The sequence below is a fragment of the Calothrix sp. NIES-2098 genome (genome assembly GCF_963875125.1).
Lineage (GTDB): Bacteria > Cyanobacteriota > Cyanobacteriia > Cyanobacteriales > Nostocaceae > Aulosira.
Genome location: NZ_CAWNKJ010000001.1, coordinates 8,418,487 through 8,443,555, shown reverse-complemented (window position 1 = coordinate 8,443,555; position 25,069 = coordinate 8,418,487). Strand labels below are relative to the sequence as shown.

Genomic DNA, 25,069 nt, shown 5'->3' with positions numbered 1-25,069 from the left:
AACGACAGAAGTTGGGAATTACCATGTTTTTAATGACGAATGTTCCAGATATTAAGTACTCAAAAGTCGGGAATCTTTATGGTGAAAGAACATGGGTAGAATATGGTGCCTAGAGTGACAAAAGAAAGTTATTGCTTGTATATATATGATGAAAAAGATGATTCTGGTCTTCATCAAAATGAAAGTTATTTTCTATTTTTAGATACACAAAATCATCCTAAACCTAGTAAGTCTGCACGAGGTTTAAAGGTTTCAATTTGACGAATTTTTTCGTAGAGTTCTTGTTCTTCAGGACTAATACTTTTTGGCGTAACTATTTGGATTTCCACCAACTGATCGCCACGTTTACCACTATCGTTAGGATAACCTTTATTCGCTAACCGGAATCTTTGACCAGATCTAACTCCTGGGGGAATGGTCATTTTTACAGGGCCATCAAGAGTTGGTGCTTCTACTTGTCCTCCTAAGACAGCCTCACTAGGAGTTACAGGTACTTGGCAAAATATATTGGAACCGTCTAGTTTAAATAAATGATGTGGCTCGACGGTAATTTTTAAGTATAAGTCACCACCACCAATACCTTGGTTACGCAGTCGGATAGTTTGACCTGTCACCATCCCAGAAGGCATAGTTACTTCTAGCGATCGCCCATCTTCAAGACGAATACGTTCGTTACCACCTACATAAGCTTTTTCTAATGGTAAAGTCAATCTAGCTTCAATATCGCGACGGGCGGGGCGTGGTTGGCTTTTGGGTACTGTGTACTCTACCCTACTTTTAGGGGTACGGAACGGATCGCTGTTGGTGTTGCTAGCTGAACCATTTCTAGTGTCTTTTCGACCAACGCCGACACCGATTACTTGATTAATAAAACTTTCAAAATCTGCAAATTGGCTAGGATCTACTTCTTGAGTGCTGTTGCGGTTGTTAGCGCGAGTATCCCAAGCTTTACCCTTTGGTGTTTGTTTGTTACCAAAGCCTTTTTGCTTCCAGTAGCGGCTAAACTGATCGTACTGCGATCGCTTAGTTGAATCGGAAAGGACTTCATAAGCCTCACCGATAATTTTAAATTTTTCCTCCGCCGCTTTGTTTCCAGGATTCAGGTCAGGGTGATACTGTCGTGCTAAACGCCGATAAACCTTTTTAATTTCCTCATTTGAGGCTTCTTTAGGGACTCCTAAAATCTCGTAGTAATCGCGAAAATTCTGCAAATTTTGCATAGTCAGTTATTCAACTTTAAATTTTAGATTTGAGATTTTGGTAATCAGTAACGGGTGCTGTCAGTTGTCAGCTATTTTCTGAAATACTGCTGACTCAATAACAAATTACCAATTACCAATTACCAAATCCGAATTTTGAAGCAATTTCACTCGTTTGTCTGGACTACTACAACCAATCGTCATCATCGTCATCCCAGTTATCCTGGTAGCTGGGACGAGGCGGCTTGCGAGAAGACCGATTATCAGAGGAGGAACGATTATCTCTGCCATAGTCTTTGTTAGAGTCTCTGCCATAACCATAGTCTCTGGTAGAATCCCTGCCATAATCTCTATTCGAGTCCCTACCATAGTCTCTGGTAGAATCCCTGCCATAATCTCTATTCGAGTCCCTACCATAGTCTCTGGTAGAATCCCTGCCATAGTCTCGATTCGAGTCTCTGCCATAGTCTCTGGTAGAATCCCTGCCATAGTCTCGATTCGAGTCTCTGCCATAGGAATCTCGATCCCAGTATGAATCTTTGGGATAATCGCGTTCTCGTTCTTTGTCGCCACCGGTGAAGATGTCGCGAATCGTACCAAATAAGTCGTCGTCTTCGTCCTCAGCATAATACTGACGAACTTCCCGGTTTAGCTCATACAAAGCATCTTGCAGGTCGGCGTAAGCTTGGTCAATGCCGCGATCGTCATCATCCTTTAAAGCATCCTTGAGTTCCCGACAGATGTTGTCAATACGCTGACGGCGAGTGCGGGCGAACTGCATCCCAAACTCTAAAGCTACTTCTCTAAGTTGTCGTTCGGCTTGGCCAATCAACCCTTCAGCACGAGTCCGCTTTTCTACTCTTTCTTTGCGTTCGCGATCGATATCAGCATATTTTTGCGCATCCTGAATCATTCGGTTTACTTCTGACTCACTCAAAGTAGAAGCGCCTTGGATGGTGATACTTTGCTCTCTACCAGTGGTTCTATCTAAGGCTGTCACCTGTAAAATGCCGTTAGCATCAATATCAAATGACACCTGAATTTGGGGAATTCCTCGCGGTGCGGGGGGAATACCATACAGCTTGAAACGTCCTAAAGACTTGTTATTAGCTGCCATTTCCCGTTCGCCCTGAACTACGTGAATTTCCACAGTATTCTGGTTATTTTCTGAAGTGGAGAAAATGTCAGAACGGCGTACTGGAATGGTGGTATTGCGGGGAATCAGTTTTTTCATGACGCCGCCGATAGTTTCCAAACCTACAGATAGGGGCGTTACATCCAAAAGCAGCACATCTTTGAGTTCGCCTGCCAGAATTCCAGCTTGAATTGCTGCACCTACTGCTACGACTTCATCGGGGTTAACGTTTTCATTGGGTTCTATACCAATTAAGTCACGCACTAACTGCTTAACCATTGGAATGCGAGTAGAACCGCCTACTAACACCACTTCTTCAATATCTGTGGGCGAGAGGCCAGAATCTTTCAAGGCGCGTTTGACTGGTGTCCGCAAACGTCCTACCAAATCACCACATAAATCCTCAAATTGGGAACGAGTGATGCGAGTTTCCAGATGTTTGGGGCCATCCTCAGTCGCGGTGATGAAGGGCAAGTTAATATCGGTAACGCTGACAGCAGAAAGTTCGATTTTGGCTTTTTCCGCAGCTTCCATCAGACGTTGTAAAGCTTGGCGATCGCGTCTTAAGTCTACACCTTCTGCTTCTAAAAATTGCTCTGCTAACCAATCGACAATTTTTCTGTCAAAATCATTACCACCAAGCTGAGTATCTCCACTAGTAGCTTTAACTTCAAAAACTCCATCACCAACTTCTAGAATCGACACGTCAAAGGTGCCACCACCTAAATCGAATACTAAAATAGTTTCCGTACTACCACGATCCAATCCGTAAGCTAAAGAAGCGGCGGTAGGTTCATTAAGAATCCGCAACACATCTAAACCAGCAATTCTGCCAGCATCACGAGTGGCTTGTCGCTGAGAATCATTAAAATAAGCAGGAACCGTAATCACTGCCCCAGTTACTGTTTCACCCAAGTAAGTGCTGGCGTCATCTGCCAATTTCTTCAGCACCATTGCCGAAATTTCTTCGGCGGCGAATTCCTTATTCAAGCGGGGACAGGCAATCTTTATATTACCGACTTCGTCTTTGCGGATCGTATAAGGTACGCGCTTCGATTCTGGATTTAGCTCGCTATACCTGCGTCCAATAAAGCGTTTCACCGCGAAAAAAGTATTTTGGGGATTCAGCACTGTTTGTCGCCGTGCCATTTGTCCCACTACTCTTTCGCCTTCTTTACTAAAGCCAACAACGGAGGGGGTTGTGCGCATTCCTTCTGCATTGGCAATCACCACCGGCTTGCCACCCTCCATCACGGCGACTACTGAGTTGGTTGTACCCAAGTCGATGCCGACTACCTTGCCCATGCGTTACTCTTCTCCTAAATGTGTCTTACTATTACTATATTTATTATGATTGGGCGAGACTGCCTCTAGCTTTTTGCTCTGGGATGAAAACCCGTCAAAGGTATAATAGTCATTATTAGGGTAGGTTTTAGCTCAAGAAGCTAGTTGCAAGACTAGGATAACATTGACGATGGTTGGTGTGTCCAAACACCCTCAAACCTTGTTATCTAAGCTATTTACTTAAAGCATCTTTGAGTTGGGAAATGCACTTTCATCATACTGGCTCTGTGTTTCCCTTTTTCTGCAAACTTTGATACTGCGACTATAATTTAAATAATTGAATTTAAAAGAACGATTACAAAATTACCTAACAGAAATAGCGCGAGAACGCGATCCCTATATGGCCACAGCTGGACATTTTTTTGTCCAAGAATATATTCGTCAGCAATTCGCCCAATGGGGAAGTGTGGAAATCCACACCTTTGAAGTCGGGAGCAAAATCTGCCAGAATCTCATACTAAATTTACCTGCTCAAGCAAAACAGCAAAAGCGAAATTTACCACCAATTTTAATTGCTGCTCACTATGATGGTGTACCGGGAACAGTAGCAGCTGATGATAATGCTACAGGTGTGGCAGTTTTATTGGAATTAGCTAGGAAGTTTGCAGCCCAACCAGCTAGATATCCTTTAAGGCTGGTGGCGTTTGATATGGAGGAATATGGCTTATTGGGTAGTGCTGACTATGCAGCTTTATTACGCCAGCAACAGCAACCGCTACGCTTGATGTTGTCTTTAGAAATGCTAGGTTATAAAGATTCTACGCCTGGTAGCCAGAGTTATCCACCCCCTCTAGAGCGTTTTTATCCAAATCGCGGAGATTTTATTGGTTTAATCGGGAATCTGCGCACAATACCTGACTTAATTAGTATGAGTCGGAGTATTCGCAAAGTTGGTGTAGCTAGTCAATGGCTACCCGTACCGAATCGGGGTTTAATTATACCGCAAACTCGACTAAGCGATCATGCACCATTTTGGGATGCAGGCTATCCCGCAATCATGGTGACAGATACATCCTTCTTACGCAACCCGCATTATCACAAGCCCAGCGATACTATTGCTAGCTTAGATTTAGATTTTCTCACAGGCGTATGTGAAGGCTTAGAAGTTGCGATTAGGCAATTATGAAAAATCGCTCATTTACTAACATTCAAATCTTCAGCATTAGTTAAATCATCGCGACGCGATGTCTCCGACGGGCTACGCCTACGCACATTTGGAGTTAGGCTAATTAAATCGTCAATATTGCGCTTCATTGTTTGGCAAATATTATCTAAAGGTAAGTCATTGGCATCATACCCAAAAGGGTTTTCTATTTCTAAACCAATCGCCTCAATTCCAAATAAAGTAAAACTAACTAAAGCAGTAATTAAACCAGTCCACCACTCAAGACTATCTACCATTTGAAAAGGTAGTAAGAGACAATACAGTAATAAGAGTTGCTTGAGATGAATAGCATAAGCCAACGGCATCGGTGTTCTTAAAATTCGCTCACAAATACCTAAGTTATCTACCAGATTATTCAACAACTCTTGCATAGATATCAACTGATAGCTATTTAAGCAATTGCGGTTATATTGCCGTTGTAAATAATCTCCAATCCAAAAAGCTACTTCAATCGGAGGATTATTCATAATCTTTAATTCAAGATACATAGACGACGGCATTAATTCTTTTAATTCATGATTTACAGACTCGCCCCGTAAATGTAATTTAGTAGCTACCGCAAAAGCTACTAAGAGATTCAAAGCTGTAATTTTATCTTTTCTGTCCTCTGGGGAAATTTCATCGACACTTACCCATATTTGTCGCGCCAGATTCCGGACAGTATTGACTATAGAACCCCAACTTTTTCTTCCTTCCCAAAAACGCTCGTATGCTGTATTTGTCCGAAAAACTAGTAATAAACCTAAAACAATACTAGGAATTACACTGCCTAAAATCGGTTGAGAAACAGGAAATTTAAAGTAGTGAAGTATCGAAACAATAGTACCAAATATTCCACACCATAGTACATTTTTAGCAATTGCTTTGAGAACCGAACCTTTAAGCTGTAACACTATTGGAACCCGTTGTTCTTTGTCAGCTGTCATGCAATTTTCCTAGATAACCAATAAGGTGTGCGAATGATATTTTAAAAATAATAACTCTAGGTGTAGCACAGTTGACAACAATGATTCTATAGGATGACACCTACAGCTAGAACTTTTTAATATTTTTTTGGCGATACATCTCTACTAATTCCCCTCTGCTAGAGGATGTTGCTCATAAAATACAACAACCGACGTAAATTAACTACAATCTCTCGCTTTAATCATAGTGTTTCTACTTATAGCAGCTTTTATGTCTCTCGACTGATAAATTAGCCTGCCGCAGTCAACATAATAAGCAGGTATAAATCAGCAGCAAGGACAAATCATGACTGAAGAGTTAAACAAAGGCAACAAAGTGAAGTGGAATACAGCCCAAGGTGAAACCACGGGCGAGGTTGAAAAAAAATTGACTTCGCCTACAGATGTTAAAGGCCATCATGTCGCCGCCTCAAAAGATAACCCCCAATACTTAGTCAAAAGCGACAAAACAGGGAAAGAAGCCGCGCATAAACCTGAGGCTTTAGAGAATATTGAGGAGTAGTTTGACTTTATGAGTAAAGATGTCAAATCAGTAATAGATGAGTTTTATTCCTCAGTCAACATGACACCCAAGGAACTAGAATCTTGGTTGAAGACAGAAGAATCTCAATCGGTAGGACAAAAAAAGAACAATGATGAGTCAATCGGACATAAATCCGGTAAACGCCTCATCGAAATTTTGAATAACAAAAAAGATGACTACACTGATGATGATTTATCGCACATGAAAAAAGTCGTCAGCTATATCCATCGTCACTCAGCGCAGCAGCCAGAAGGTGATGTGGAAAATACGCGCTGGCGTTATTCATTAATGAATTGGGGATACGATCCTTTAAAAGTCACAAGTTAACACTGAGGAGTTATTGTAACTCCTCACTCATAGCTAGAGTTCAGCCAAACCAGTGAGATGGTTCTAAACCAGGCTGAACTTTTTCACAGAGATGATGGCTAATCCAATCGGACTTTTCTTGGAAGATAGAGTAAATACCTTGATGAATCAAATTTTGTACGTGGAGTTGTTGTTCTAAAGGACTACGAGGTAGCTTGTAGTTGAGCAAGCACTCTTTTTCTGCTTCAGCAGCGGAGAACCCTTCAGACATCGTATAGAAAAGGCAAGGAATACGGCTAAGGACAAAAGCAATTAACTCTTGGCGCAAGTCAGGAATTGCAAATGCTTGTTGATAAGGATGGTATGGATATGTATCCAATACGCTTTCAATTTCGCCTAAAACTGATTGTTGTGTTAAATTAACTACCGTTTTCATAACTTTCATCTCCTTTGTTATCCAGTCAATAAGTTGTACAGGAACAAATTTTCTAGGTGCTAATCTTCTCAAGAAAACTCGCTAGAAGTAATTTGCATTAAGAGATGGTCAAACCCTGAATCAAAAATTTTATCTCGGTACGTTTATTAAATATCTATCTTCTGTCTAATTAGTAGTTAGAACTTATACTCAAACATAGTATAAATTCTAGGAGCAGCACTCAATAGGATGAGAAAGTACCGATGTTTTATCTCTCTAATGCTAATTATTCCAAAACTTTCAATGTAGTATCAGTAAACTACACAAAACGCAGCATAAGTTTTTGGGGATCAATTCTTTTAGTAAATCAATAGAATTAATTCTTGTTAAATATTAACTAAGCTTAACCGTGTTGTGTCCTTTACATTACTTATTAAAAGTAATAACACTTCTTACCCAAGTATTTTGATTCTGAAACTATGCAGTCTAAACAAATTATTGTTTTGTACATTCATTTAGCAAATTCCTAAAATAGTAATTTACTATACTGAAAAACCAGTCTATTCATAGATAAATTCATTCGGGGAAAAAGTTGAAAAAGTTAACATTATATTGAAGTGCATACCGCAGCTGATTGTTAATTACAACAGCAACAGCTACGTCCGAGAAAAAACTCACATTCCAACGAGAGTTACGCTATTTTTATACTTTCTTAAAATAAAATTTATCAAACTGGCTATTACAAACTTTTGTAACAGGTTACTTTAAAACATAAATGAGTGACTACATAGCAATAAAACCTATTGTTTGAAATTGCGAAATTGCTGAAGCTGATGCGCACCTAGATCAAATGTTCTGATGTTAAGGCTGTCCAGAGTCAAGAGGAACTAAAGCTGTAGTCTTAGCGTAGCGATTCGGTTGCCCACATGGTAGCAACAGGCGTTGTGACCCTAAACTTTTGAAAACCTAAGCGGTAAATATACTCATTTAAATGCGTCACAGCTTATTAGTAAAGATGTGCCGTTGATAAAGTTAATAAAGTAAGCGATCGCCTACTTCATTGCGAGTATTATTAATACGAATTTGAAACAGAATGCGACAGATAGATTCACATCAAGCTAGAATTTGAAATTCCTAATCTAAAATTTAAAATACTATAAGTTATTTAATATAGAGAATTGTCTACACACTTAGCTAAATAGGCAGACTCATCATAAAAGTTGTTCCCTTACCAGGTATTGATAAGCAATTGATTTGCCCGTTGTGTTTATCAACAATAATCTGGTAGCTGATAGCTAATCCTAGCCCGGTTCCCTTGCCTACAGGTTTAGTGGTGAAAGATGGCTCAAAAATTCGAGCTTGCACCTCTGGAATCATTCCAGGGCCGTTATCTTCGATGCAAATGGTGACAGTATCTTGGCTAGGCTCAACCGATGTAACGATCGTGATGGTATTGGGGTCAGCAGCAATCTCTTGATAACACTGGTTGCGATCGCAGTCATCAAATGCATCAATAGCATTAGCGATGATATTCATAAAGACTTGATTGAGTTGTCCGGGATAGCAAGCAATCGGGGGTAATTCACCATATTTTGTGACAACTTGAATTTTAGGGCGATCGCCATTACCTTTGAGCCGATGTTTCAACAGCATTAAGGTGCTATTTATTCCTTCGTGAATTTGATACTCCACCTTCGATGACATATCAGAGCGAGCAAAGGTTCTCAGCGATAAGCTGATTTCTTTGAGGCGCTCAATTCCTTGAGCCATTGATGCCAACAATTTGGGTAAATCTTCAGTCAGATAGTCTAAATCGATTTCTTCAACTAGCTCTGCGATGTCCGCATCTGGATGTGGTAGCTTTTGTTGATACATGTGTACTAGGCGCAACAAATCGTTGACATATTGCTCAATATGAGAGCGATTACCGCCAATAAAACCAACCGGATTATTAATCTCATGTCCAATACCTGCAACCAGTTGTCCTAAGGTGGACATTTTTTCACTTTGGATGAGTTGTAGTTGGGTTTGTTTTAACTGTTGTAGAGATTGACTTAATTCGGCTGTGCGTTCTTGCACTCGTTGTTCTAATGTCTTTGTGAGATGGGAAATTTTCAGATGTAACTTTAATCGAGCAATTACTTCTTCTTGTTGAAAAGGTTTGGTAATGTAATCAACGGCACCAATTTCCAGTCCCTTTACCTTATCTGTAGCATCAGATAAAGCAGTCATAAAAATGACTGGAGTATTTTGTGTTACTGGATTAGCCTTCAGTCGGCGACAAGTTTCAAATCCATCCAGACCAGGCATCATCACATCTAGGAGAATCAGATCGGGATGAGCGTATTCGGTTTGTTCGATTGCGGACTCCCCATCTGTAGCCATGAGTGCTTTCCAGCCACACCCTTGAATCGCTTCTGATAGCACTTTGAGATTGTTGGGGTTGTCATCTACCAAAAGGATGTGCATTGGCTTCAAAAGAGAATTGGTCATCATTGAGGTAACTCCGTTGTGACAAAAGATTTAAGGAATTTACGGATTTTTGCAGTTTGGAAGTTGGCAGTAAGTTTACTCAACTCAGTTGCAAAGGGAGTTAGCTGGCTGTCTTGCTGAATTAGCTCTCCTATAATTCCCTCAATCGCCGGAATATCTCCCATCATTGCTAGATGATAGAGTTGCTGTAAAACATCCTGTGATGGTAAAACCAATTCAGCATCTGCTTTCTGCTCAGGTTGGGAAAATGACTTCTCTGATGTAGATTGAGCATAAATCCACTCAACTTTGAGCAGCGATCTCAATGCATTGAAGAGTTCATCAATTTGCAGGGGTTTGGGTACAAATGCTGTTGCGCCTGCTTGTAAACTCCGCTGGCGATTTTCCTCAAATACATTAGCACTAGAGACAATAATTGGAATATTACGGGTTTGGGGATTTTCTTGTAAATGAATCATTAGCTCAAACCCATCCATATTAGGCATAGCTAGATCGAGCAAAATTACATCCGGGTGATGTTCATTGGCCAGCTGTAATCCATGTTTGCTGTCGGTTGTTTCCAAGGTTCGACAGCCACTTCCTTGGAGTAAAGTAGTCAACATCGAACAGTGCTTGTCATCATCATCAACAATCAGAATTAGAGGCTTACTACCTTGAATGCCGATGATTTTCCGATCGCTTAAGGCGATTGTCTCTGTTTGCCAATCGTGGGTTGTTGGTATTGCTACTGTCAAATCCAGCCAAAACAGACTACCTTCACCTAGATGGCTTTGTACTTGAATTTGGCTTTCCATCAATGCGGCAATTCTTTGACTGATTGCTAATCCCAAGCCAGTACCTTCAGATTTTCGTCCGGCTTCACCTACTTGCTCAAAGGCCAAAAAGATTTTTTCTAGTTGGTCTGGTGACATGCCAATACCTGTATCTTCAATTTGAAAGCGAAGCTTCTGATGTGTTATTTGTGGTAAATCTCGATCGATGACATCTACTGTGAAGGTGACGCTACCGTTATCTGTGAATTTGATCGCGTTACCTAGTAAATTAATCAAAACTTGCCGTAGCCGCTTTTCATCTACTTGAATGACAGCTGGTAAGCGATCGCCCATCGACACATTAAATGCAATTCCTTTCTGCTCAGCTCGAATACTACAAATCTCGGTGACACTATGTAAAAACGTGGGCAGATGTACATTAGTTGCCACCAGTTCTAATTTACGAGCTTCAATTTTTGAAAGATCGAGAATGTCATTGATCAGCATCAGCAGGTGTTTCCCACAATCGTAAATAATGCTGACTCCTTCTAGGTCTTTCTTTGTCAAGTTTGGCGATGTTTCTAGTACCTGCGCAAAACCCAGGATGCCATTAAGTGGCGTGCGTAACTCATGGCTCATATTTGCCAGAAACTCGCTCTTTGCTTGGTTCGCAGCATCAGCCGCTTGCTTTGCTTCTAACAGTTCGCGAGTTCTTTCTTCAACTTTGAACTCCAGAGTTTTGGAATAATCTAATAGTTGCGCGTTGGCAATTTCTAATTGTTGATTCGCTTCTTCTAACTTCCTCTGTTTATAAGCATTTGTTGTGGCAATTACGCTGCTAACGAATGCAGCTAAAGCGGGTGTGACTGGAATGAGAACACCATGTAAAAACATCCCGTAGCCACCGCCAATGAATCCCCCACTAATGCCTAGAGTTGCCCAAAGAATTTTACCACCGGGAATTCGTCGCCCGGTTCGCGCACTAGCTAAGTACCAACTACCAGCAGAACCGATAAAAGACCATAAAATAACCCAGAATGACAAAGAAACTTGAGAAACGCCATATAGGCTTGTTTGTCCTGTTTTCGCCCCTCGCACCAATTGCAGAGCAATATTGGCATGGATAACAACGCCGGGTGTAGGCTTTTGGGCAGAAATTAAGGAAGAACTGAAAGGCGTGCTAAAGAAGTCATTGGTACTAGTAGCTGTAGAACCAATAAACACCATGCGATCGCGCATGAAGTTGGCTGGAATTCTCCCAGCTAAAACATCACGCATTGTAACTGTGCGAAATGCCGCTTCTGAACCATGCCAATTTAGTAGAATTTGATAGCCACCTAAATCAGCATCGGCATAGCCTGCTTCTCGATCGCTTAGTGGGACGTAAATTGCTTTGCCCAATTGAAACTTTTGCTGTTTGGGGTCAATGCTTTCTAGAGTAATCTTTTCCGCTTCGAGGTACTTGAGCGCCACAAGGGTTGCTAATCCTGCTTTTAGCGTGCCTTGTTCTTTGGCATCAACCGCTGTCAAAAGGGCACGACGCACAAAGCGATCGCCATCCAACACCAAATCTGCTAATCCGACTCGATCGAGTTTCTTCAATTCTGGTGGCGGATTCACGCGTTCCCCAGTGATTTTCTCAACACCAATTAAATTGGGAGTGCTGCGAAAGATTTTAGCAAGTTCCTCATGGCCGCTTCCTTCTGGTAAATCTCGGTACAGATCCAAGCCGATAGCTCTGGGCTGCTGCGCTCGAATTTTATCTAGTAATTTTGCTAATGCCCAATCTGGAACTGGCCATTTACGCACCGATTGAATATCTTGTTCGTCAATTGTGACAATTACAATTTCATCAGCGATGGTTTCGAGCGATCGCTGACGAACCCATTCATCACGAATTTTCCATTCAACTAAATTGAAAAATCCCAATGATTGCCCGGCAATGACAGTCAAAGCAACACTGGGAGTAATAATTAAAATGCTACGAGTGCGTTGGATAAAAGTCTTAAATCTGCGCCACATATTTGCGCCAAATAGGAGTTGAAGGCTAAGTAGAAGGGAAGGCAAAGGCAGGCAAGGAAGTGTGGGGAGTGTGGGGAGTGTGGGGAGTTGTCTTCCCTATTTCCTCATCTTCCCCCCATATCTTCCTCATGCCCCATTCCCAAATTGCTATTAGTTTGCAGAAGCTAATAACGGAGCTGTGACAATCTCTTTCAAGCTAACTGAGGAGAGAAGTTCTTCCCATTGCTTGGTAAGAGTCACATTGTTAGGATGGGTAGTATGTAAAGCTGCAAGTGTTGCCACGCAGTCATACCAGACGCCATTTTTACCAAAAGCCGCCGCCCGCTTCAAAGCATCTTCTTGTTGCATTGCTGCTGCCAGTTCGGCAGTAGGCTGGATGCGCTGAATCCAACCATCAACGTAAGGCGTACTGGGGCTGAGTTGTCCGTCAACTTTGACAGCTAGAAACCATTGGTAGTTTTTGCCAACTGCTAAAGCAGGTGCATCAGTCGGTAATTTAACTGCAATCACTCCAGCTTTCCCTGCGATCGGAATCGTCATTTGATGCTGGGTATTGCCAGCTTCATCCTTGAGGCTGAATACAGCTTCTTCCGCATTAGAAGCAGGGAGATATACCAAAATTGTGGGACGTTCAGACACAGTTGTGCCATAGAAGCTTTGAGGTAAGAGTGCAATTAGAGCTGCGGGGCCTCCTGCTGCTACAGTTGAAGGATTTAAGTAGTAAGTACCAACACGAGAAGCTCCCCCACTAGCCTGTTGAGGAGCTTCTTTCCCAGAAGCAGGTGTAAAGAGATCGCCTCTAGAAGCGCCTCCCGATGCTTGTTGAGGCGTACCTTTGCCAGCGCTAGGTGTAAAGAGGTTGCCTCTGGAAGCACCGCCTGTTGCTTGTTGGGGCGTACCTTTGCCAGCGCTAGGTGTAAAGAGATTGCCTCTAGAAGCCCCTCCGGTGGCTTGTCTCGGAGCCTCTTTTCCAGAAGCAGGTGTAAAGAGATTGCCTCTAGAAGCTCCGCCAGTGGCTTGTCTCGGAGCACCTTTGCCAGCACTAGGTGTAAATAGACTACCGCGAGAAGCTCCTCCGGTTGCTTGACTGGGAGCGCCTTTACCAGAAGCAGGGATAAAGAAACTACCACGAGAAGCTCCCCCAGTCGCTTGGCTAGGAGCACCATTATTGATTGGAGGGGTAAATGTCACAGCATAGGCACTGTTCCATGTACTGCTAGTAAGCAAAGCGATGACGCTTAATGTACTGGCTAAATATCGACGTTTCACAAGCTTGCACCTCATGTACAAAGTAACAAAAAATACTATTATTCTGATTGTGGGAAGAAACTTGTAAAATCGGTTTCTACAAAAGTCAAAGGTTTAAATACCTACTAGCAATATAAACGAACTTTGACTATTTAACCGTAAAAAATATGCGTAAATTACTGGTTTATTATCCAGTATATTTACGTATCAAAGCCAATTGCCAACCAAAACAAAGGCAGACCAAAAGAAAGGATCGTGGAAATCAGTTTGACGAATCAGGTTGATTTGAGCTTGGCGCAGTGCTTCGGCTTTGGTCATTTTGGGCTTTCGTAATTGCTCGTAGAAGCGCGTCATCAGCATCTCGGCTGCTTTATCTTTAACAGGCCAAAGAGTAGCAATAGTTGAGCGAGCGCCAGATTTGACAGCCAAGCCAGCTAGTCCCAGAACAGCGCGATCGTCGCCAGCTGCGGTATCGCAAGCGCTAAGTACTAGCAACTCGATCGCTTTTGATGAATCGCCAGTACGATTTTTTAGGAGTTCGGACAATTCTTTGACATTAACTTGTCCATCCCATGTAAGTAAGAAGGTATCTTCGAGGCGGGAACTAAACTGTCCGTGAGTTGCTAGGTGAACAACATCAGCACTGCTAAATTTCACGCTATTGGCAAGAGCTTGATTGGTGAATTGCTGGTTGAGCAACATCGAAGATGGCACTGCCTTGGAGATTTGCTTAACTTCTGATTCCACAGCCGGCAAAGCACTAAAGCCATTACGAGATTCGCTGATACCGCCAACGATCGCATCAATGCGGTTTTTCTGAAGCGATCGCGCAGTCATCAATTGCATTCCTGGCGAAAGGGCTACTGCATACTTCTCAATCAGATATTGCTTACCGTCATATAAAGCTGCTATGGGAATATTACGTAAGCGACCATCTAACACGAATACTAGTGTTTTGCTGTCTTGGAAGGCTCGATCGATCTCCGCCGGGCGAATTAGCCAACTATAAACTTCTTCGGATAAGCGATCGCGCTCTTTGGAATCTGAGACAGGATTCAAGCTCACTAATAATTTATCTAGAGTTTGTTCGATGTCGGCTTGCGATTTTTGTGTCACATAGTAACGCAACGGTTGTCCGGTTTTGGAGAGGATGACTGCCAGGCGATCGCTCAAGATAATCGGATAGACAACAGTTGCATTCGGGTCAACTTGGTCAATCTGCTGCGCCCGATCTAAACAAGCTTCTCTAAAAAAGTTATCGAGTTCTGCAACTTGCAGTGCTTCAATTAAATCGCGAGCTTCCATCAGTGCATCCTGGCTGGGTTGTCCATCTAAAAGTAAACTGACAAGTTCGCGGTAAACAGGCTCCACACTTTCACGGAAGGAGAACTGCACATCAGGGTTGACAGCAACCAAATCCCCTCGCAGAGACTTTAAAGCTTTGACTGCTTCAGTATAGGCACTAATTGCTTGGGGGCGATCGCTTTGTTGCTTGTACAACTGTCCCACCTGCCAAGCAGATTGAGCAATAATATCGTCAGCTTGGAGTTGACGCGCAATGTTCAGGGATTTTTGAGTTAATTCCTGTGCTTGCGATAACTGCTGTGTACGACGATAGAGTTTTCCCCACTGATGCAGTGCATAAGCTTCTGCTTGAGCGTCTTGGATTTGCTGTGCAGACTTGACTGTGCTTGCCATCAGTTGTGCCAAATCTTTCAGCGGTAAGATTTGATCGGGATTAGACAGCCGATTTACACTCGCAACAAAATTAATAGCTGCATAGAGGGAAGTGTGGCTAGGGGGTAGTTCTGTCAGTTGTTGTAGTAGTTGCGGTGCGAGTGGAGTAGCCAACTCAAGTTTGTCATAATCGAGCAAAAGTTTGAAATGCCCTAAACTTGCTTGTAAACGATCGCCGGGATTTGTCGCTACCTGTTCTGCCTGTTCAAAATAATCTAATGCCGCCTGTGGATCTTGCAAGTCAACAGCGGTTTTTCCTAGGTTCAACAGGATGGAACTTAAATGAGGTGTGGTTTCGAGTTTGCGCGCGATCGCTAAACATTGCTCTAACACTTGTTGACTTCTACCAGAATCGCCGATCGTTTGCAAAGCTAAACCGAGCGATCGCAACCCACTAACTTTAACTTCCGAATCTGGCATTGCTCCTAACTTTTGAGTTAGCGCCTCTAATTGCTGTTTAGAACGACGGTAAAATCCCAAACTTTGTAAAGCTTGTGCAGAGTTGATTTGACTACCCAAGCTGCCCAATTGGTCGCCTGCTTGTTCGTAATATTTTTGCGCTTGTTGCCAACTTTCCAGGGCAATTTCGGCTTTACCAGTATGCAGTTGTAAATTCCCTCGTGTATTCAGCACTTGTGCCCAGAGAATTGCGTCGGCAGGCGGTGCCATTGTTTGCAATAGTTTGACACTTTGTTCAATAGATTGGCTAGCTGCTTCCCATTGATTAAGTTCTTGTTGCGCTAATGAAAGGTAACTCAAACTGAGGGCTTCGTTGGTGCGATCGCCTTGGCTATGGTAGTTTTGTACTGCCGTTTGCCAAATTGTCACTGCTTCGGCAAAGCGTCCCGAACGGTAGAGGTTTCGCCCCTGTTCTAACCAATTGGTAGGCTGAGTGGATGCTGATACATTCAGAGTAGAAGTTGTCGGTAATTGTACAGATGCTCTAGCAGGTGTAATCGTCACTGCCAAACACAAACTTAAAATACTCAGACTGATATATAGCCAACGACGGTTTTTGATTTGAAAATTCATAGTTAGTTACTGATAGTCTAAAAGTTTGTTTAGTAAAACAATTGTGTAGAAGCGGAGTGGTTTTTTGTGCAGAAATTGCCTGTTAAGTTTGACTTTCTCAAGGAATTAACTCCTAGCAAGTGCTGCACAAGTTAAATGCCGGTGTATCTTTCTGGCAAATTATGGTGCAACTAATTCAACTCGAATGAGGCTGAACCGCCAGTGAGAGTAAAAAACTGCCCGAAGCTGTAAGATAAATTACTGCCTAAGATACTGCCATTAGCGATCGTGAAGCTATTGCCATTCTGATAAACAGTAGTATTGAGGCTGTCATCTGAGGTAATCTGAACATTAACATAGCCGTGGTCAGGAATCATGATTCCGACTGGCAGCAGTATAGAACCTACGCATATTCGATTTACCAAACCTAAACCAACAGAATATAGCCTCATTGCTTGGTCTTGGTTTATACCTATTTAATATTCCCTAAATCCTATTGTTTCTAACACCAGTGACAAGGTTTTTATTTGAGGGCTGGAGTCATGATGCTTGTTTGGTATTTAAATATTTGAATTTTTAGGCAAATCAACTCTTGGAACCGCAGCACAAGTTAATGGTGGCTGGATATGTGCTGGATATTGTGCCGCAACTAGCTCAATTTTGCCTTGGGCGTTGCGATGCCAAGAAGTAGCAGAGACAAGAACCTGTGGTGTTGTAGGTGTTTGGGCATTCACATTGCTAGTTTGGCGGTATGCAGATATGTCGCGGGTATCAGACCAAGTGCGATCGCTCCCTACTTCTCTTGTCGGATTTTGTGGCACACCACCTCGTCCTGTCGACACAAAACTACTACCATTATTGGCAGAACAACCTGTCGCTATTTGTTGGGATTGATCGGTGACATTTACTGGTAATTCAACTAAACCAGAATTAGGATCGATACCAATATTATTAATTTCCACTGCACCATTGACATTAAATGCGGAACTAGCTGTAATATCATTGGTCAAATCTGCTCTAGGAGTTAGAGTATTGCGGTATTCTAGACCGATAATACCTTGAGTAGTGATGTTAATATTACCACCACGACCTTGAACCGCATTGGCGATAATGTCGCTGTTTTCTAAACCTACAATTATAGGCGAGGTAATTGACAAGTTACCACCATTACCTGTGCCCGCAGATGTAGCAGAAATAACGCTATCGTGACGCATCAACAGATAATCTTGTAAGTTTAATCTGACATTTCCCCCGTTACCAGAGGCGGTGGATGCAGTGATGTTGCCTTGTTGGTCTAGAACAATTGAGTTAGCATTTATCTGTAAATCTCCAGCTTTACCAGTTCCATCATTTTTGACGCTCACGGCTCCTCCATCGTTCAGGCGTAACAATGGTGTATTGATTGTTAAAGAACCTGAATTGCCAGTAGGCATCGGAGGGAGTTGAAAGATAGCTTGAGTAACAGGATCGGTCATCTCGGCGTTGGAAAAAATGCGTGCGGGTAATTCAGTGACACGACCTTCGGTAAAGCGATCTACAATATCGATGGATTCAGAAGCGTTGACTACCACGCTACCAGCCGAACCACTTGCTACAGTCGTAGAACCTAAAGACCCCCCCTTTTGGATTGTTAATCGAGCAGTATTGATAACTGCGCTATTTGCATTACCAGATCCCTGAGTGAAGGTAGCAAGACTACTGCCAGGATCTGTAATTTCCACTAGATCGGCGGCATTCACTTGGATTGCTCCACTCTGTCCAGAACTGACAGCTACAGAAATAACATTACCATCATCGAGAAGCTTGAGACCCCCAGTGGATACTGTGATGTTCCCTGCATCACCGCTATTTAATGAAAATGTGGCGATCGCAGTATAAATGGCTGGATTGGCACGGTTAAAGCCACCGATCTCGGTTCTACCGCCCACATTGGTGATAATGTTTCCACCTGCTGTTTGAGTCCGAGTTCTAGTCACAATTCTTCCGCCATCTTGGAGGAAGAGGTTGGTGGCCGAGATTGCTATATCTCCTACCTGACCTGTACCAAAATTGTTACTTTGGATCAAACTTCCCAATTGACCGTTGGCTGTATTTCCTGTCAGAGTTAAGGAACCTGTGGCATTAGCTGTAATTCCTCCAGAGGATTGTGTTCCTAGGTTTTGGAGCAAAGCAGCAGAACCCTCAGTCAAACTAATGTTTTGTCCTTGTAATAGGATTGAGCCATTGCTGCCAGTGGCATTCAGCAGTGATTGTTGCGCCAGATGAATATCATTAAATTGTTGCACGTTGGAATAATCACCAATCCAGCCTGTTGGAGTAGGTTTAAGTCCAACTTGTCCATTGCTGACACTGCCCACTTCTAAATGCCCACTACCCTTGGTGGAAGCAACCCCACCGGAAAAGTTCACTCCAGCGCCAATCAACGCCAATGTTTGATTTGTTCCAGCTTGTAATCCGGGTGGGCTTTTGCTGGCATTAGCTGTACCAAAGCCAGTACTGTCTGTCAATAGGTTTCCCAGTCCGCGCACGGTAATGGTTCCTGAATTTTGACCCATCTGCAAGCCGATAGGTACACTCATAGTTAGTAAAGGAGTACTATTAGCATTTACTGCACTAAACTCTGCACCATCGCTAAATTTAATACTATTTGCTGTCGTACCTAGAAATGAACCACCTATATTTAAACTGGCATTTTCTCCAAAAATAATCCCACTAGGATTTAACAAAAATAAATTGGCGCTACCATTGGCTTTGATTAAACCATCAATGTTGGAAACACTACCACCAGTCACTCGACTAAAAATATTCTGTATCTCTGAAGCGTTGTTGAAGAATGCAGAGCCTTTGTTGGGAATGGAAAATTGGCTGAAGCTGTGGAATAGATTGTTCCCGACACGATTCCCGTCAGTGATAGTGAAGTTACTATCAGTTTGGGAAACAGTAGTGTTGAGAGTCCCGTCAGGAATGACTTGAGCGCGAACAGAGTTGTTGTAAATAGCACATGTTAATATTCCAGCAATTAAACAAAACCAAGCAAAAGTTACTTTCATCATCCTATATTCATTGGCTTCACAGTATATATTGTTCCCAAGTTAGTATTTTTGGTAACATTGTTAGCTTTTGGGAACAGCAGCACAAGTTAAGGATGGTTGTACCTGAGTAGTAGATTTATCGGCGACTAATTCGATTTTTCCTTGGGAATTACGATACCAATTTGTTGCTTGTGTCAGAGTCTCTGGAACTTGGGGTATTTTTACTGTAACTACGTTATCTTGACGATATGCAGAGAGATCGCGAATATCAGACCAAGTCCGATCGCTCCCTACTTCTCTTGTCGGATTTTGCCGCACACCACCTCGTCCTGTTGCCACAAAAGTACTATCAGTATTTGTTGAACAACCTGTGGCGATTTGTTGGGATGGATCTGTGATATTTGCTGGTAACTCTATCAACCCGGAATTTGGATCGACACCAAAGTTATTAATTTGCACCATGCCACTAACACCAAATTGGGAACTAGCTGTAATGTCGCTTTCTGGGGTGAGTTGGTCACGGAATTCTAGTCCAAATAAACCCTGAGTTTGAATGTTAATATTACCACCAGCTCCTTGAATAGCATTAGCAGTAATATCGCTGTTTTCTAAACCAATAATCATCGGTGCATTAATGCTGATATTCCCGCCTGTGGCTGTATCTGCGGCATTGGTATCAATTCTACTGCCATGACGCATCAATAGAACATCAGTTTTAAGAGTAATATTACCGCGATCGCCTGCGGAAACTTCCGCCAGCAAACTCCCTCCTTGTGCCAACTTGATTTGGTTGGCACTGACGAATAAGTTACCTGAATTACCACCACCTGTATTACTGACGGAAATTTGCCCACGATCCAGAACGTTGAGTTGATCTACTATTAGACTCACTGAACCAGCATCAGAGGTTGTAGTAGAAGCTGCCGTAATGGTACTTGGGAGAATGCGACCATTCACTAAGGTTTGGGAATTACCCTCTACCGTAACCTTATTAACTTGCAAGCTGACATTTCCTGCCGCAGCGTTGCCATCTGTGGAGGAGGTAATTTGTCCACCATTGAAGACGCGCAAATTATTTGCATTCAGGTTAATATTGCCCCCTTGTCCTGTGGAATTCTCCCCTACCGCTACGGTGATACCGCTAGGAGAATGGGTAAAAAGATCAACTATGGCATCACTGACTTGCACATCAGTAGCATGGATGGTGATATTTCCTGCTAGGCCTCTACCCGCAAGCGTAGCATCCGAATTTCCGGCAATCTGACTGGAGATAGTTCCACCGTTAGCGAGAGTGAGTTTTCCCGTGTTAATCGTAACATTGCCCCCTTGACCCTCAGCCAAGTTATGAATTGTACTAATGATTGCACTGTTATAATTGGCTGGAGTTGTGCCGCGAATATCCAGGCTCTGAGTTGCAGTCACGGAGATGTCTCCTGCCTTTCCCGTCGTAAATATGGGCGGGAAAATGCCTAATAAATCAGTGGTGATGTGTCCCCCATCTAGCAACCGTACCCGTTCAGCCTCTATCGTAATTGCGCCACTTTCATTTTGTTGCCCTCCCAACACTGCTGTTGTAATGAAACTTGCTACGTTAACTCCTGTAAGTGGATTGATATATGGGGTATAACCACTGATTTCTACATCGGCAGCATGAACCGTAATGTCGCCTGTTTTGGCATTGTTGATGGGAGCAAAGGTAAAAAAATTAATGCCAAAGTTGACGGAGTTTACCCATCCTCCATTGGCAATGTGTAATCGTGGAGTATCAATCGTAATATCTCCGGCAATCGCCCCGTTGCCTGTCACGGTGGTTGTTAAGCCCGGAGACATATAATTATCGGGATGAGAGACACCCAACAAATCCACAAATTCTGTGGTTTGGACGTTAATGCCCTGTCCTTGACCATTTGCACCAGTAGACGATTCTATATTTGAACCATCTTGCAAGGTTAATCCTCGCCCCCGGATGTTAATTGCGCCCCCCGTAGCTCCACTAGTGTTTATATAAGAAGACTGTTGCAACGTGATAGTGCCCCAAGTGGGCGAGGGGGATGAACTCGCCAATTGCCAGTTGCCAGAGGTGGGGATACTCACCGTACCATTTTGCATTGCCCACAGTTCTACATGACCATCCGGCGCAGAAATGTTGGCACTATTGATATCAACTTGCCCGCCAATCAGAGCCAACGTTTGATTCGGTGCTATCGACAATGTTGGCATCCGAAACAGAAAATTGTTGGCAGGGGCACCTTGTACTGCGATGCCTGCGGCTGGCTGCACCAACGCACCTGCGGTTGTCCCCATTTGCAATCCGATCGGCACACTCATTGTCAATGATGGCAGTGCTGCTGGATCGGTGGCACTAAATTCTGTCCCATCAGCAAACTTAATGCTATTTGCGGTTGTTCCCACAAATGAACCACCGATATTCAGGCTGGCATTTGACCCGAATACAATACCATTGGGATTCATTAAAAATAAACTGACTGGGTTATTACTATTCAGGGTACGAATCAACCCATCAATATTAGATACATTACTACCTGTAACTCGACTAAATATAGTTGTAATATTTGGCGTGTTTGTTAAATCAAAAGTTGCGCTACCACCTGTCGGCACAGAGAAATTACTGAAGCTATGAAATAAATTATTTCCTTTATTAATACCATTGAGAATTGTAAAATCATTACCGTTGGAGTTGACAGTAGTGTGAGTCGTGCTATCAGATGTAACTTGAGCTAGGGCTGATGACACAATCCCCAAAGTCAACAAACTGGTTGTGAATGCTGTTAGAAATAACTGAAACGAAAGGCTTTTTCCTTTGTGAATTGTTCTCATCACTAACCTCGTTGTGAACTACTTAAAGTTACAGTTCCCAAAAAGGTATGATTGACAACATTATTTAACTTATTGTAACAGCAACACCAGTTAATGCTGGTTGCAAATGAGTTGGAGAGTTATCTATAATCAGTTCAATTTTGCCTTGGGCGTTACGATGCCAAGAAGTAGCAGAGACAAGAACTTGTGGTGTTGTGGGTGTTTGGGTTTGTATTTGTTGTGTTTGATGGAATGGAGAAATATCGTGAGTATCAGACCAAGGGCGATCGCTCCTTATACACATAATGAATCTCTAATTTTTTCCCCCTGCACCCTACCCCCCTGCTGCCTATGTGTATCAATATTTAAAGTGAAACGGTATGACTTCTTGTGTGGGATTTTGCGGCACACCACCTCATACCGTCATAGTTATAATCCTATTACTTTTCTTGCAATCTTGCTTTTGCTGCTGCTCGTACAACTCGATTTGCATCTTTCAAGAAAATTTGGATAATTTCTATTGATGCTTGAGGATTTTTGACCATGAGATAACGTTCATACCAAGGAAATAAATATAATGTTTTTAATTTTGGAGCTAAATATTCGATAGGTACCGGGAAATTTTGGAGAATAGCCAAACGAAATGGTATGGAATCGAGTCTGTGCAAATTTGGTTCTAGATACTGAACTAGATATTTACTGGCAATTTCAGGAGAAATTTGAATTAATTTTTTGACTGCTACTACAAAAACTTTATGTTTTTTACTGTTACTGTGACGTTGATAACGGTTATATTGATATTTTTTAGCCAATATTTCTAGTATCTGAATTGCAGTATTGATGTTGTTAGCAACAGCTAGCCTCACAGACTGATTTTTGTCTTTTGCTAATCTTTCTAGGCAATTTCTACTTTTGGTAGAAGAACTGTATGCTTCTATAATACTAGGGTTTTGTGCAACAGCTTCGCGAATTAGTACAGATTTATCCTTTGCTAGTTTAGTTAATTTTTCAAGTGGAGTATGCTCACAGCTAGCTGCGTTATATTGAATCAAAAAGGTGCTTTTAATGTCATTATTTGCGAATCTTTCTTGGTATTTGCTTAATGCAGATTGGCGAACTTCTGATTTTATATCGTACAATAATTTTTCTATAAATTCTAATGATATATTGGGATTTTGAAGCAAAAGCAAGCGCAGTCTATAGTCTTTGAATTTGTTGTTGGCTATTTTGTGGCAAATTTCATCAGATATATTAGGATGAGAAGCTACTGCTGCATATACATCTATGCTACGAATATCCAAAAGTTCTAGTAATAATTCTGATGGTAGATCGGGATGACAAACTACTTGTTGACAAATATTATGTACTGCTTTCCAATAAATATCATTTGGTGTGACTTTAATCAGGTTTAATAATTGAGGGATTGGTGTAATTGCACTTGCTGCTAGGTTGTATTGTTCTGGACTAAATGGTTCTTTTATCTCAATTCTGTTATAGCCATATGAGGCACTAAAAAGCCTTAGTCCTAAGTAAATGTAATGAGATTCGTTCTGAGGAAACTGTAACTGTAATTGCGATCGCAATTCTTGTGGAATAGCAAAATTCAAAGCAATATTTTTAAGTATACGAATATCTTTATCTTCGGAAAGAAGTAATAAAATCTCTAATGGGGTATAAGAATTTTTAGCCACATTAGCACGGACATATATATTGCGATCGCGCGATAATATCTCCAGACATTCCTGCGGTGTTTGGCTATTTAACGCCACTGCTTGACGAACTAAAATACTTTTATCTCCAGTTAGATGTTTGAGTATGTGCAGATCGCTACGAGGATGGCTAGCAACAGATACTCGTATTCTCCAGTCAGGCGATCGCGCTAATTTTTCCAAATCGCTTAATTCTAAATTAGGATGTTTTGCAACTATTGCTCGAATAAATGACCATTTACTCGCACAAAGTTCTCGTAACTTTTCTACTTCTGTATGAGGATGAGTTGCTAAAAATCGTTCTTGAAAAAAATGATTCACTATTGACCGTGGTAGACGAGGATTCCTCATGACAGTTTCCCGTACTACCCTACTATTACGATTAGCAAGTTCAATTAAACATTCAATCGGAGTGTTTGGATTTTTAGCCACCTCAAGAAGAGTGGAAATCTTAGTTTTTAAAGTTAGCAATTCCCGTAAATATTCTGGTGGAGCATTGCTAAACTTAGCGATAGTCTCTCGCAAATATTCTGAAGTTTTAGCAAATTGCAACTTAGGGCCAATTCCCAATTGCCAAAAGGTGAATTGATAATATTGCTCTTTAGGAGAGTTAGAAAAATCACATCCTAATTCTCCAGGTTGAGAACATCCAGATTCAAGAATATTAAGAATATATTGTAATTTATTATCTGCATATTCTTGCCAATCTGACTGCATTTCTCCTGCAATATTTATATGCAGTTCTATCAATTCACGAATAAAAGCATTGCAATATTCATTTTCTGCAACTAATTGCAGCACTTGCTTACTTGCTTGAGGATTTTGAACAATTGCCAATAAATAATCATGACATCCAGAAGTCGCAAACCTTCTTAACCAATCTTCAGGAGTATCTTCACACGCTAAAATAATCTGTATAACCGAATATGGAATTAGAGTGTGAAATTCAGGATTTTCTAACTGTAATAAAGGTAAAATGGGATTTTCAAGAAACTCCTGTGGAAATTCTCCTGCAAGTTGAAATAATACATCTATTGGCGCATTAGGATTTCCCGCTACAGCTTGACGAACCTGTAGATCTTCATGTCCGGCTAATTCTGTTAACAATTCCGGTGTAGTATGGATATCTTTTGCAGCTGCAATTGCTAATTCATTATTCACTGGCATCAATCATAATTTTATTTGTTACTTTGGAC

At 41.9% G+C, this 25,069-nt stretch carries 16 protein-coding genes; 3 read left to right on the top strand and 13 right to left on the bottom strand.

Annotation, left to right across the window (positions count from 1 at the left end; all coding sequences use genetic code 11):
* Positions 1-212 precede the first annotated feature (212 nt).
* Positions 213-1,220, bottom strand: coding sequence for a DnaJ C-terminal domain-containing protein (locus tag AACU33_RS35490; protein ID WP_096594923.1), 1,008 nt, complete (start codon positions 1,218-1,220; stop codon positions 213-215).
* A gap of 166 nt (positions 1,221-1,386) precedes the next feature.
* Positions 1,387-3,639: a molecular chaperone DnaK gene (gene dnaK, locus AACU33_RS35485; RefSeq protein WP_096594922.1), complete on the bottom strand. Its 2,253-nt coding sequence runs from the start codon at positions 3,637-3,639 to the stop codon at positions 1,387-1,389.
* 316 nt (positions 3,640-3,955) lie between these two features.
* On the opposite strand from dnaK, the gene AACU33_RS35480 reads away from it, so the two are divergent.
* A complete protein-coding gene (locus AACU33_RS35480; protein ID WP_096594921.1) occupies positions 3,956-4,804 on the top strand; it encodes a M28 family peptidase in 849 nt (282 codons plus the stop codon).
* Between the two features lie 8 nt (positions 4,805-4,812).
* On the opposite strand, the gene AACU33_RS35475 is transcribed toward AACU33_RS35480, so the two are convergent.
* A complete protein-coding gene (locus AACU33_RS35475) occupies positions 4,813-5,769 on the bottom strand; it encodes a bestrophin family protein (RefSeq protein WP_096594920.1) in 957 nt (318 codons plus the stop codon).
* A 325-nt stretch (positions 5,770-6,094) separates the two neighbouring features.
* Between AACU33_RS35475 and AACU33_RS35470 the strand changes: the two genes are divergently transcribed.
* Positions 6,095-6,310: a hypervirulence associated TUDOR domain-containing protein gene (locus AACU33_RS35470; RefSeq protein ID WP_096594919.1), complete on the top strand. Its 216-nt coding sequence runs from the start codon at positions 6,095-6,097 to the stop codon at positions 6,308-6,310.
* Positions 6,311-6,319: 9 nt separating this feature from the next.
* On the top strand, positions 6,320-6,658 hold the full coding sequence (locus AACU33_RS35465) for a DUF3140 domain-containing protein (RefSeq protein ID WP_096594918.1): 339 nt from the start codon (positions 6,320-6,322) through the stop codon (positions 6,656-6,658).
* A gap of 40 nt (positions 6,659-6,698) precedes the next feature.
* Here the strand turns inward: AACU33_RS35465 and AACU33_RS35460 are convergent, their stop codons facing one another.
* The 10 genes from AACU33_RS35460 to AACU33_RS35415 form a co-directional block, all read right to left on the bottom strand.
* Positions 6,699-7,073, bottom strand: coding sequence for a hypothetical protein (locus AACU33_RS35460; protein ID WP_096594917.1), 375 nt, complete (start codon positions 7,071-7,073; stop codon positions 6,699-6,701).
* 1,173 nt (positions 7,074-8,246) lie between these two features.
* Complete coding sequence (locus tag AACU33_RS35455; protein ID WP_096594916.1) at positions 8,247-9,548, bottom strand: hybrid sensor histidine kinase/response regulator; 1,302 nt, start codon at positions 9,546-9,548, stop codon at positions 8,247-8,249.
* Entirely contained in the window at positions 9,545-12,319 is a 2,775-nt protein-coding gene (locus AACU33_RS35450) for a CHASE2 domain-containing protein (protein WP_096594915.1), read from the bottom strand. Before AACU33_RS35450 ends, AACU33_RS35455 begins: the two co-directional genes overlap by 4 nt.
* Positions 12,320-12,469: 150 nt before the next feature.
* On the bottom strand, positions 12,470-13,588 hold the full coding sequence (locus tag AACU33_RS35445) for a DUF928 domain-containing protein (RefSeq protein ID WP_096594914.1): 1,119 nt from the start codon (positions 13,586-13,588) through the stop codon (positions 12,470-12,472).
* A gap of 186 nt (positions 13,589-13,774) precedes the next feature.
* Entirely contained in the window at positions 13,775-16,336 is a 2,562-nt protein-coding gene (locus AACU33_RS35440; protein WP_096594913.1) for a CHAT domain-containing protein, read from the bottom strand.
* Positions 16,337-16,506: 170 nt separating this feature from the next.
* Positions 16,507-16,767, bottom strand: coding sequence for a hypothetical protein (locus AACU33_RS35435; RefSeq protein WP_339376462.1), 261 nt, complete (start codon positions 16,765-16,767; stop codon positions 16,507-16,509).
* A 108-nt stretch (positions 16,768-16,875) separates the two neighbouring features.
* The gene (locus tag AACU33_RS35430) at positions 16,876-19,368 is read right to left on the bottom strand and encodes an S-layer family protein (protein WP_339376461.1); all 2,493 of its coding nucleotides are present in this window, start codon (positions 19,366-19,368) and stop codon (positions 16,876-16,878) included.
* Positions 19,369-19,428: 60 nt separating this feature from the next.
* The gene (locus AACU33_RS35425) at positions 19,429-22,185 is read right to left on the bottom strand and encodes a two-partner secretion domain-containing protein (RefSeq protein WP_096594910.1); all 2,757 of its coding nucleotides are present in this window, start codon (positions 22,183-22,185) and stop codon (positions 19,429-19,431) included.
* 64 nt (positions 22,186-22,249) lie between these two features.
* Positions 22,250-22,468 (bottom strand): hypothetical protein, encoded by a 219-nt coding sequence (locus tag AACU33_RS35420; protein WP_096594909.1) that lies wholly within the window; start codon positions 22,466-22,468, stop codon positions 22,250-22,252.
* Between the two features lie 136 nt (positions 22,469-22,604).
* Complete coding sequence (locus AACU33_RS35415; RefSeq protein WP_096594908.1) at positions 22,605-25,040, bottom strand: hypothetical protein; 2,436 nt, start codon at positions 25,038-25,040, stop codon at positions 22,605-22,607.
* Positions 25,041-25,069 lie beyond the last annotated feature (29 nt).